Below are 10,995 nucleotides of genomic sequence, written 5' to 3'. Positions count from 1 at the left end.
GGCGGGGGACGCCGGACCCCCGCCCGCCGTCTTGACCTCTCCACCTCCACCCTCCGGCACCGGCTTTTCCGCGTTGCGTTCGCGCTGAGTTCGCGATGAGTTCGCGTTTGAGAGGGAGGCTGCCCATGTCCGCCGAACCGTCTGTTTCCCCTTCTCGGGTCGGAGTGTGGCTGATCGGAGCGCGAGGCTCCGTCGCCACGACCGCTGTCGCGGGCTGCGCGGCCGTCACGGCCGGGCTCCATCCACCGACCGGCATGGTCACCGAGACCGGCGCCTTCCACGAGGCCGGCCTGCCCTCCCTGCCCTCACTCGTCTTCGGCGGCCACGACGTCGTCGACTGCCCGCTGCCGAAACGGGCCGAGTCCCTGGCCGCGGGCGGTGTCCTGCCCCATGACCTCCCGTCCGCCGTCGCCGCCGAACTGGCCGCCGCCGACCGGGAGATCAGGATCGGCGGCCCGCTCCCCGGCGACACCCGGACCGAGGACGAACTGATCGAGGCCCTCGCCCAGGACATCCGCGACTTCGCCCACCGGGGCGGACTCGCCAGAACCGTCGTGGTGAACGTGTCCTCCACGGAACCCGTCCCCGAGGGCGACACCCTCCCCGCCAGCTCCCTGTACGCCGCCGCCGCACTGCGGGCCGGCTGCCCGTACGTCAACTTCACCCCGTCCACGGGCCTGCACCACCCCCGCCTCGCAGCGGCGGCGGCCTCGTCCGGGCTGCCGTACGCGGGCCGCGACGGCAAGACGGGCCAGACCCTGCTGCGATCCGTCCTCGGCCCGATGTTCGCGCAGCGCGCGCTGGCCGTCCGCGCCTGGTCCGGTACGAACCTGCTGGGCGGCGGTGACGGCGCGGCCCTCGCCGACCCGGCCGCCGCCGCGGCCAAGAACGCCGGCAAGGAACGCGTCCTCGCCGACACCCTCGGCACGGTCCCCGAGGGCGAGACCCACATCGACGACGTGCCCTCCCTCGGCGACTGGAAGACCGCCTGGGACCACATCGCCTTCGACGGCTTCCTCGGCACCCGGATGGTCCTCCAGACGACCTGGCAGGGCTGCGACTCCTCCCTCGCCGCCCCGCTGATCCTGGACCTGGCCCGCCTGGTCTCCCGCGCCCACGAACTGGGCGTCTCGGGCCCGCTCGCCGAACTCGGCTTCTACTTCAAGGACCCGGTGGGGGAGGGCCCCGCGCCCCTGGGCGAGCAGTACGCCCACCTGATCGGCTTCGCCGGACGCCTGCGCGACCTCGCGCGACCGCCCGGGCCGGGCGCTCCCGTGCCCCCGGACGGCACGGCCCCGCAGGAAGCAGCGGGTGGGGCCCGATGACCGGCCTGCGCGGGCTGATACGCCCCGGACGGGGTGCGGCACCCGGGGCGAGCGGTGCGCCCGGCCCGCGGGGAGCTTTCGGCGCACGCGGCGCGTTCGGCGCACGTGGCGTGTCCGGGTGGCGGGAACGGCTCGGATGGCCCGCCGGGCAGGGAGCACCGAACCGCTCCGGCAGCGGCACCGGCACCGGTACCGGCACACCACGGAAGCTCGCGGCCGTCGCCGTCGCCGTCGCCGTCGCGGGGGCACCGCGACAGACTGCCGCCGAGCCGACCGGGACCCCGACCGCGGCGTCGCTTCCTGAGCCGGGTCGGCGGGACGCGGGGCGTGGGCGGTCGCCGGAACCGGAACCGGGGCAGCGGACGGGGCCGAGGCCGCGCGCGGCGGGCGCGGGACTGCGTGCCTGGGTGGAACTCCTGCGCCTGCCCGCCCTGTTCACCGTCCCCGGCGACGCGCTCGCGGGCGCCGCCGCCGCAGGGGTCCGCCCGAACCCCCGAACCCTGCTCGCCATCGGTTCCTCCCTGTGTCTGTACGAGGCCGGTATGGCCCTCAACGACTGGGCCGACCGCGCCGAGGACGCCGTCGACCGCCCGCACCGCCCGCTGCCCTCCGGCCGGGTGAAGCCGGCCGCCGCCCTCGCGGCAGCGGGGGGCCTGACCCTGGCGGGCCTGGCCCTCGCGTCCCGCGCGGGCCGCCGGCCGCTCGCGGTCGCCGGCGCCCTGGCGGCCACGGTCTGGTCGTACGACCTGGTCCTCAAGCGCACGCCCGCGGGCCCTGTGGCGATGGCCGCGGCCCGGGGCCTGGACCTCCTCCTCGGCGGGGTGGCCTCGGGCGGTGACACCCGCAAGGCGGTGCCGTCCGCCCTGACCCTGGCCACCCACACCCTGGCCGTCACCACGGTCTCCCGCCACGAGACCCAGGGCGGCTCCCCTTGGGCGCCGCTCACCGCGCTGGCCACGACGACAGCCCTGACCTGGTCCCTGTCACGCGAGGACCTGACCCGCAGCGACCGGACGGGCGACGACCGGACGGCCGGCGCCCTGAGGCGCGACGACCCGACGAGCGCCACCCGTGCGAGCGGCCGGCCACCGCAGCACGCCCCGACCGCTCCCGGCCTCAGGTACCCCCCTCCCCGGTCCAGGGGAGTCACCGTGAACATCGCCTCCTTGAGCGGAGCACTCACCACCCTCTACGCCGTGACCTCCGCCCGCCCCCTCCTCCATGCCGCCCTCAACCCGTCACCCCCACTGACGCAGAGAGCCGTCGGCGGCGGAATCCGCGCCATGATCCCGCTCCAGGCGGCCCTCGCCGCCCGCTCCGGAGCCCCCGTCACGGCCCTGCTGACGGCAGCCCTCGCCCCGGCCGCCCGCAGGTTCAGCCGAAAGGTGAGCGTGACATGACCTCTTCGCCGAACCCTCTGCCGAGCCCGCACCCCGCCGCCCGGCCGACGCCCCACCCCCTCCGCTTCTCCTACGGCACCAACGGTCTGACCGATCTGCGCCTGGACGACGCCCTCTCTCTCCTCGCCGACCTCGGCTACGACGGTGTGGGACTGACCCTCGACCACATGCACCTCGACCCGTTCGCTCCCGGCCTCGCCGCCCGCACCCGGGAGATCGCCCGCAGACTGGAAGAACTCGGCCTGGGCGTCACCCTGGAGACCGGCGCCCGCTATGTGCTCGACCCCAGGCGCAAGCACGGCCCGTCCCTCCTCGACCCGGACCCCGACCAGCGGGCCCGGCGCGTCGACCTCCTCGTCCGTGCCGTCCGCATCGCGGGCGACCTCGGCGCCCACGCGGTGCACTGCTTCAGCGGCGTCCTCCCCAAGGAGGAGTCCGGAGCGGTCGCCGAGGACACCGCCTGGAAGCGTCTGGCCGAAGCGCTCACCCCCGTGCTCGACGTGGCCGCCGACGCCGGAATCCCTCTGGCCGTCGAACCGGAACCCGGTCACCTCCTCGCCACACTCGACGACTTCCACCGGCTGCGCACCACACTCGGCAGCCCGGACGCCCTCGGACTCACCCTCGACATCGGCCACTGCCAGTGCCTCGAACCGCAGTCACCCGCCGACTGCGTACGCTCCGCCGCGCCCTGGCTGAAGCACGTCCAGATCGAGGACATGCGCCGCGGCGTCCACGAACACCTCCCCTTCGGCGACGGCGAGATCGACTTCCCGCCCGTACTCGAAGCCCTCGCCGCCGTGGGCTACCGGGGCCTGGTCTCCGTCGAACTGCCCCGCCACTCCCACGCCGGCCCTCATTTCGCCCAGCAGTCCCTCCCGTTCCTCCAGCACGCGGCCTCGGCCTCCGTCCCCCGGGGCAACCCCGGCCAACCCCGGCCGGCCGCCGAAGGCGTTCTCGAAGGGAGAACCTCGTGAACGACCTCCACGACGCCCCCGGCGCCACCCTCCCGCCAAAGACCCCGCCCGCCCTGACCACCCTGCACGCCCGCCTGAACTCCCTCCTCGACGGCGCCGCCCGGGCCTGGCTCGACCAGGCCCTCGACGAGGCGGCGGCCCACCCGGGCACCCGCGGACCCATCTCCGTGTGGGAGCTGCGCATCGCCGAGGCGGGCCGACGCTGCGGACCCGACTACGCGGAGGCGGCCCGCGTACTCCTCCTGTACGCGGCCCGGGCCGACGCCCCCACCCTCGCCCGCGTCTACCGCCAGGGCACCGCCGACGAACGCCGAGCCGTCCTGGAGGCCCTGCCGCACCTCGTGACCGGACCCGAGGCCCTGCCGGTCGTCGAGGACGCCCTGCGCACCAACGACACGCGGCTGGTGGCCGCGGCCGTCGGCCCGTACGCCGCCCGGCACCTGGACGCCCACAGCTGGCGGCACGCCGTCCTGAAGTGCCTGTTCACCGGTGTGCCCGTGGACGCCGTGGCCGGTCTTCGCGACCGGGCCCGCGGCGACGCCGAACTCGCCCGCATGCTCGGCGACTACGCCGCCGAACGCACCGCCGCCGACCGTCCCGTCCCCCACGACCTGCTCCGCGTCCTGGCCCTCACCGGGCACCCGGCCACCCCCACCGGAACCGACGTACCGGACGATCCGACCGCCCCCGACGGTACGGACGGCACGGACGGCACGGACGGTACGCGCGGTCCCGACGGCAAGGAGTCCTGATGCGCATCTTCGACCCCCACATCCACATGACGTCACGGACCACCGACGACTACGAGGCCATGTACGAAGCCGGCGTCCGTGCCGTCGTCGAACCCGCCTTCTGGCTCGGGCAGCCACGCACCTCACCCGCCTCCTTCTTCGACTACTTCGACGCCCTCCTCGGCTGGGAGCCCTTCCGGGCGGCCCAGTACGGCATCGCCCACCACTGCACCATCGCCCTGAACCCCAAGGAGGCCAACGACCCGCGCTGTGTGCCCGTCCTCGACGAACTGCCCCGCTATCTCGTCAAGGACCACGTGGTGGCCGTCGGCGAGATCGGCTACGACTCGATGACGCCCGCCGAGGACACCGCGCTGGCCGCTCAGCTCCAGCTCGCCGCCGAGTACGCGCTGCCCGCGCTGGTCCACACGCCCCACCGCGACAAGCTCGCGGGTCTGCGCCGCACCCTCGACGTGGTCCGGGAGTCCGCACTGCCCTTGGACCACGTCCTGATCGACCACCTGAACGAGACGACGGTCAAGGAGGCCAAGGACGGCGGCTGCTGGCTCGGTTTCTCCGTCTATCCGGACACCAAGATGGACGAGGAACGGATGGTCGCGGTCCTTCAGGAGTACGGACCGGAGAAGGTGCTGGTCAACTCCGCGGCCGACTGGGGCAAGAGCGATCCGCTGAAGACCCGCAAGGTCGCCGACGCCCTGCTGAAGGCCGGGTTCACCGAGGACGACGTCGACCAGGTGCTGTGGCGCAACCCCGTGGCCTTCTACGGCCTCAGCGGGCGCCTCGACCTCGACCTCGCCGACACGGACGCCACCCACGAGGGCAACTCCATCCTCCGAGGGGTCCCGAAATCCGCCCCGGAGACCGCGACCGAGCCCGGGACCGCGACCGCGACCACGGAGGCGTGACCGATGCGCTTCCGCCACCCCGACGGCTCCACCGTCCACCTCGCCTACTGCACCAACGTCCACCCCGCGGAAACCCTCGCCGGGGTCCGCGCCCAGCTCCGCGACCACTGCGAACCCGTGCGCAGGCGGCTCGGCCGCGACCGGCTCGGCATCGGCCTGTGGCTCGCCAAGGACGCCGCCCGCGCCCTCGTCACCGACCCGTCCGCCCTGCGCTCCCTGCGCACGGAACTCGACAGCCGGGGCCTCGAAGTCGTCACCCTCAACGGCTTCCCCTATGAGGGATTCGGGGCCGAGGAGGTCAAGTACCGCGTCTACAAGCCGGACTGGGCCGACCCCGAACGCCTCGACCACACGACGGCTCTCGCCCGCCTGCTCGCCGGACTCCTCCCCGACGACGTCACCGAGGGCACCATCTCCACCCTGCCGCTCGCCTGGCGCACCGCCTACGACGACGACCGTGCCGCCCTGGCCCACACGGCCCTGCGCACACTCGCCGAGCGCCTCGACGCGCTGGAGGAACTGACCGGCCGCTCCATCCGCATCGGCCTCGAACCGGAACCCGGCTGCACCGTCGAGACCACGGCCGACGCCATCGCCCCGCTCGCCGCCATCGGCCGCGACCGCATCGGCATCTGCGTCGACACCTGCCACCTCGCCACCTCCTTCGAAGATCCGCACACCGCCCTGGACCGGCTGGCCGCCGCCGGCGTCCCCGTCGTCAAGTCCCAGCTGTCGGCCGCCCTGCACGCCGAACACCCCCACCTCCCCGAAGTCCGCGAGGCCCTCGCCGCCTTCGACGAACCCCGCTTCCTGCACCAGACCCGCACCCTCACCGCCGCCGGGCTCCGCGGCACCGACGACCTCGGCGAGGCCATCAAGGAGGACGCGCTGCCCGACGCCTCACCGTGGCGCGCCCACTTCCACGTACCGCTGCACGCGGCTCCCGCCGCGCCCCTCACCTCCACGCTGCCCGTACTCAAGGACACGCTGACCCGGCTGGTCGGCGGCCCGCAGCCGCTCACCCGTCACCTTGAGGTCGAGACCTACACCTGGCAGGCACTCCCGCCGGAACTGCGCCCCCGCGCACGGGCACAGCTCGCCGACGGCATCGCCGCCGAACTCACCCTCGCCCGAGACCTGTTGACAGACCTCGGCCTGAAGGAGCTGCCGTGAGCATCCCCGAGACCCCGGCCGAGCCCCAGGCCGAACCGGCCACCGCCGCCGGCCCTTCCTCACCCACTCCTCTCCTCGTCCTGGACGTCGTCGGCCTCACCCCCCGGCTCCTCGATCACATGCCCCACCTCAAGTCCCTGGCCCAGTCCGGCTCCGAGGCCCACCTCGGAACCGTCCTGCCCGCCGTCACCTGCGCCGCCCAGTCCACGTTCCTGACCGGCACCCACCCCTCCGAGCACGGCATCGTCGGCAACGGCTGGTACTTCCGCGACCTCGGCGACGTCCTGCTGTGGCGCCAGCACAACGGCCTGGTGTCCGGCGACAAGATCTGGGACGCCGCCCGGCGCGTCCACCCCGGCTACACGGTCGCCAACATCTGCTGGTGGTACGCCATGGGCGCCGACACCGACATCACCATCACCCCCCGTCCGGTCTACTACGCCGACGGCCGCAAGGAACCCGACTGCTACACCCGGCCCCCGGCCCTGCACGACGAACTCACCGAGAAATTCGGCACGTTCCCGCTCTTCCACTTCTGGGGCCCAGGCGCCGACCTCGTCTCCAGCCAGTGGATCATCGACGCCACCCGTCACGTCATCGCCACCCGCCGGCCGGACCTGACCCTCTGCTACCTCCCTCATCTCGACTACGACCTGCAGCGCTTCGGCCCCGACGACCCGCGCTCCCTGAAAGCGGCCGCCGACCTGGACGCGGCCATGGCCCCGCTGCTCGACGACGCCCGCGCGGAAGGCCGTACCGTCGTCGCCCTGTCCGAGTACGGCATCACCCGCGCGGACCGCCCCGTCGACATCAACCGCGCCCTGCGCCGCGCCGGACTCCTTGAGGTGCACACCCAGGACGGCATGGAGTACCTCGACCCGATGACCTCACGGGCCTTCGCCGTCGCCGACCACCAGATCGCCCATGTCTACGTGCGCCGCCCCGAGGACATGGAAGCCACCAAGGCCGCGCTCGCGGACCTGCCCGGCATCGAGCAACTCCTCGACGACGAGGGCAAGAAGACCCATCACCTCGACCACCCCCGCTCCGGCGAACTGGTCGCCGTCGCGGAGCCGGACGCCTGGTTCACGTACTACTACTGGCTCGACGACGCCCGCGCGCCCGACTTCGCGCAGCTCGTCGAGATCCATCGCAAACCCGGCTACGACCCGGTCGAACTCTTCATGGATCCGCTCGACCCGTACGTCAAGGTCAAGGCCGCGGGCGCGCTGGCCCGCAAGAAGCTCGGCATGCGCTACCGCATGGCGGTCGTGCCCCTCGATCCCTCACCTATTCGAGGCAGCCACGGCCGCCTCCCCCTGAGCGACGACGAAGGTCCGCTCATCATCTGCTCCACCCCCCGCGCTGTCGGCGACCGCGTCGCGGCCACCGATGTGAAATCCCTGCTGCTCGACCTGGCCGGCCTCGGGTGACAGCACCCGGGACCGACCGGACGGGCGAACACGAAAAGTGAAACACACGGCACCGACACCGTGCCCGGCCTGTGGACAACTCTCATGCTCCTCGCCATTTCCCCTGGCCAGAGGCTTACCGTCCCAGCCGGACGCCGATCCCGCACACGGCCGTACACGGTCGTGCACCAACCGAAAGAGAGACACCGTGACCGCGTTCAACGACGAATCCGGATCCGGCGACGCCCTGCGTCGCGCGCTCGGCGTCAACCGCCGCCGCTTCCTCAGCACCTGCACCGCCGTCGCCGCCGGGGCGGTCGCCGCCCCGGTGCTGGGAGCCTCACCCGCCCTGGCCCTGGCCCAGGACCGGGGCAGAGGCCACGGCCATGACCACGGTCACGGCCGCGGTCACGTCCTCGTCCCGCCGGGCAAGCGCGGCATTATCCTCTACACCGTCCGGGACGCCACGGCCCGCGACCCGCTCGCCTCGGACCTGCCCTCCGGCTTCCGCGAGGTCTTCAAGCAGCTGTCCCGGCACGGATACCGCCAGGTGGAGTTCGCCGGCTACAACCAGCACGCCAACGCGCCGGGCGGCGCCACCCTGGAGTCCGTCGCGGGCGCCAGGCTGCTGCGTTCCTGGCTCGACGAGTACGGGCTGCGCGCCCAGGGCAACCACGGCTTCATACCGCCCTCCTGGCCGCTGACCACCGCCGACCTGGACACCTTCAAGAAGCACCTGGAGATCGCCAACATCCTCGGCATGGACCACATGGGCACCGGTGGCGACCCCACCGGCAGCTCCTACCGGGCCGACTGGGACGTGGCGGGCGAGAAGTGGAACGCGCTGGGCAAGATCGCCCGCCGCGAGGGCATCAAGCTGTACACGCACAACCACGACGCGGCGTACGGCTTCCTCCTCGACGGGGGCCCGCTCGACGCACAGGGCCGGCCCACCCGCAGCTCCGGCATCCGCAAGCTGGAGTACTTCCTGAAGGTCACCGACCCGAAGCTGGTCTGGCTGGAGATGGACATCTTCTGGGCGCACGTGGCCCAGTACAAGTTCCACACCTACACCGCCCACGACGGCTCCACCCGCGAGAAGGTCTTCGACCCGGCGGGGCTCGTCTCCCGGCACAACAAGCGCTACCCGCTGTTCCACGCCAAGGACGGTGTCGTGAGCACCACCAACGGCATGGGCTACGACATGGTGCCCTTCGGAACGGGCGTCATCGACTACACCACGTTCTTCTCACGGGTCGGCGACCGGAACTACCACAACCCGATGGTCGAGGACGACAACTCGCCCAGTGCCACCGACCCCGCGCAGTCGCTGCGCGAGGCCAAGATCAGTTACGACAACCTCGCGGCCCTGCGCTCCAAGAAGCACTGATCCGGGCGGCACCGCGCGCGTCCCGCACGTGCTCGGTACGCGCCCCGGACGTACAACAGGCGGTCCTTCCCACGCACTGTCGTGGGGAGGACCGCCGTCGTTCTCAAGGACTGAAGCGGATCTCGGGGCTGCAGGAGGCCGGGGACGGATGCGGCGTGGGGAACACCGGTCAGGCCATCTCCTCACCGATGGGGTGCGGGTTGGGGACGACGCTCTTGGGGCTGGGCCTGCCGGGCGCCCGGAGGAACAGCGCCAGGACCGCTGAGCCGAGGCCGATGCTGCCGGCCAGGGCGAAGGCGCCCCCGTAGCCCCAGGCGCTCACGACGACGGCTCCCACGCCGGAGCCGACGAGACCGGAGATGAGCTTGGAGCTGTAGACCATGCCGTAGTTGGACGCGTTGTTGTTCTCACCGAAGTAGTCCGCGGTCATCGCCGCGAACAGCGGGAAGATCGCGCCGCCGCCGAAGCCGGAGATCATCGAGCAGACCAGGAAGAACGGCATCGAGCCGATGTTCCCGGAGAAGAACACGCCGAACTGCGAGCAGCCGAGCACGATACAGACGATGACGAGGGTGTTCCGGCGGCCGTAGCGGTCGGAGATCCAGCCGATCACACCCCGTCCGGTGCCGTTCACGATGGCCTTGAGCGACATGGCGGTGGCCACGATGCCGCCGGCGAAACCCATCTCCTTCCCGAAGGGGACCTGCATGGCGATACCGAAGATGTTGATGCCGGCCGTGCACAGCAGGCAGAACCACATCATCCACAGCACGGGCGTCCTGGCCGCCTCGCGCGGTGTGTACTGCTTGACGGCAGGCGGGTTCTTCGCCAGCGCCCGGACGACGCGGGGGTCGGTCGAGGTCTTCAGCGGGTCCACGTGCGCGGGCCACCAGTTCTTCGGCGGGTCCTTGAAGAACCAGCCGGCGACCGCGACGACCGTGCAGCAGATCACGCCTACGAAGACCAGCACCGTCTCGTAGTTGGACAGGTCCATGTACGAGGTGAACAGGAATACGAAGGGCACGGAACCGTAGGCGAAACCGCCGTTGACCATGCCGGTCTTGCCGCCCTTGCGCTCCGGGTACCACTTGCCGACCATGTTCACGCAGGTCGCGTAGACGAGTCCGGCGCCGATGCCGCTGAACATGCCGAAGCCTATGTAGGCGACGATCACATGCGGTGCGAACGCCAGCGAGAGATAGCCCAGGAGCGTGCCGCACGCGCCGAGCATCATGGCGTACCGCGCGGGGAGCCGTCCGCTCTCGCGCAGCTGGCCGGCCGGGAAGGCCACGGCCGCCTGGAAGAAGATCCAGACGCCCATCAGCCAGAAGATGTGCCCACTGTTCCACAGGTGGGCCTCGTGCAGGGTGTCCTCGGCGGAGGTGAACGCGTACTCCGAGGAGCTGATGCCGAGCATGCCCATCCAGGGGAAGAGCACCATGGTCCAGCGTGGTCGCCCCATGACGTCCCGGTCGGTCTCGCCGATCCGGTACAGGCGGCCGTTTCGGTCCGTCACCTCCCTGTAGGGGACGGGTGTCGTGATGTCGGTGGTTGTCATGTCTGGTAGCACCCCTTGCGTCGAAAGATCTGGCCAGCGCCCCCTGTCCAATGCCTTTCGTGTGCGCACGGGTCCCGGGGCGGGCCGACGCGCACCGTCGGCC

Annotated in this window: 9 protein-coding genes; 8 read left to right on the top strand and 1 reads right to left on the bottom strand. The window is 72.0% G+C overall.

All coding sequences use genetic code 11. The features are described 5' to 3' along the window. Positions 1 to 125: 125 nt before the first annotated feature. From ACFWGJ_RS35350 to ACFWGJ_RS35315, 8 genes are all read left to right on the top strand, one after another. Positions 126 to 1,325 carry an inositol-3-phosphate synthase gene (locus ACFWGJ_RS35350; RefSeq protein ID WP_387332774.1) on the top strand — a complete coding sequence of 400 codons (1,200 nt, stop codon included), beginning with the start codon at positions 126 to 128 and terminating at the stop codon, positions 1,323 to 1,325. A gap of 395 nt (positions 1,326 to 1,720) precedes the next feature. Then, entirely contained in the window at positions 1,721 to 2,725 is a 1,005-nt protein-coding gene (locus tag ACFWGJ_RS35345) for an SCO3242 family prenyltransferase (RefSeq protein ID WP_387332776.1), read from the top strand. Then, positions 2,722 to 3,702: a sugar phosphate isomerase/epimerase family protein gene (locus ACFWGJ_RS35340; protein WP_387332773.1), complete on the top strand. Its 981-nt coding sequence runs from the start codon at positions 2,722 to 2,724 to the stop codon at positions 3,700 to 3,702. The genes ACFWGJ_RS35345 and ACFWGJ_RS35340 overlap by 4 nt, the downstream gene beginning before the upstream one ends. Then, entirely contained in the window at positions 3,699 to 4,454 is a 756-nt protein-coding gene (locus tag ACFWGJ_RS35335; protein ID WP_387332771.1) for an EboA domain-containing protein, read from the top strand. Before ACFWGJ_RS35340 ends, ACFWGJ_RS35335 begins: the two co-directional genes overlap by 4 nt. Continuing rightward, positions 4,454 to 5,359 (top strand): TatD family hydrolase, encoded by a 906-nt coding sequence (locus ACFWGJ_RS35330; protein ID WP_387332769.1) that lies wholly within the window; start codon positions 4,454 to 4,456, stop codon positions 5,357 to 5,359. Before ACFWGJ_RS35335 ends, ACFWGJ_RS35330 begins: the two co-directional genes overlap by 1 nt. 3 nt (positions 5,360 to 5,362) lie before the next feature. Further along, a complete protein-coding gene (gene eboE, locus ACFWGJ_RS35325) occupies positions 5,363 to 6,532 on the top strand; it encodes a metabolite traffic protein EboE (protein WP_387332768.1) in 1,170 nt (389 codons plus the stop codon). After that, on the top strand, positions 6,529 to 7,965 hold the full coding sequence (locus tag ACFWGJ_RS35320) for an alkaline phosphatase family protein (protein WP_387332766.1): 1,437 nt from the start codon (positions 6,529 to 6,531) through the stop codon (positions 7,963 to 7,965). Before eboE ends, ACFWGJ_RS35320 begins: the two co-directional genes overlap by 4 nt. A gap of 187 nt (positions 7,966 to 8,152) precedes the next feature. After that, on the top strand, positions 8,153 to 9,334 hold the full coding sequence (locus tag ACFWGJ_RS35315) for a sugar phosphate isomerase/epimerase family protein (RefSeq protein ID WP_387332765.1): 1,182 nt from the start codon (positions 8,153 to 8,155) through the stop codon (positions 9,332 to 9,334). A gap of 169 nt (positions 9,335 to 9,503) precedes the next feature. Here ACFWGJ_RS35315 and ACFWGJ_RS35310 read toward each other — a convergent pair whose 3' ends face one another. Beyond that, the gene (locus ACFWGJ_RS35310) at positions 9,504 to 10,892 is read right to left on the bottom strand and encodes an OFA family MFS transporter (RefSeq protein WP_387332763.1); all 1,389 of its coding nucleotides are present in this window, start codon (positions 10,890 to 10,892) and stop codon (positions 9,504 to 9,506) included. Positions 10,893 to 10,995: the final 103 nt, after the last annotated feature.

Origin of the sequence: Streptomyces sp. NPDC060205, assembly GCF_042728395.1 — a bacterium.
In the GTDB taxonomy this organism is placed as follows: domain Bacteria; phylum Actinomycetota; class Actinomycetes; order Streptomycetales; family Streptomycetaceae; genus Streptomyces.
Note: the sequence above shows the minus strand (reverse complement) of the source record. Positions and strands in the feature narration are given on the sequence as shown.

Excerpts from the sequence above, each read along its gene's own strand:
- ACFWGJ_RS35350 (WP_387332774.1), top strand. The coding sequence starts at position 126 with ATGTCCGCCGAACCGTCTGTTTCCCCTTCTCGGGTCGGAGTGTGGCTG.
- ACFWGJ_RS35340 (WP_387332773.1), top strand. The coding sequence starts at position 2,722 with ATGACCTCTTCGCCGAACCCTCTGCCGAGCCCGCACCCCGCCGCCCGG.
- ACFWGJ_RS35330 (WP_387332769.1), top strand. The coding sequence starts at position 4,454 with ATGCGCATCTTCGACCCCCACATCCACATGACGTCACGGACCACCGAC.
- eboE (WP_387332768.1), top strand. The coding sequence starts at position 5,363 with ATGCGCTTCCGCCACCCCGACGGCTCCACCGTCCACCTCGCCTACTGC.
- ACFWGJ_RS35310 (WP_387332763.1), bottom strand. The coding sequence starts at position 10,892 with ATGACAACCACCGACATCACGACACCCGTCCCCTACAGGGAGGTGACG.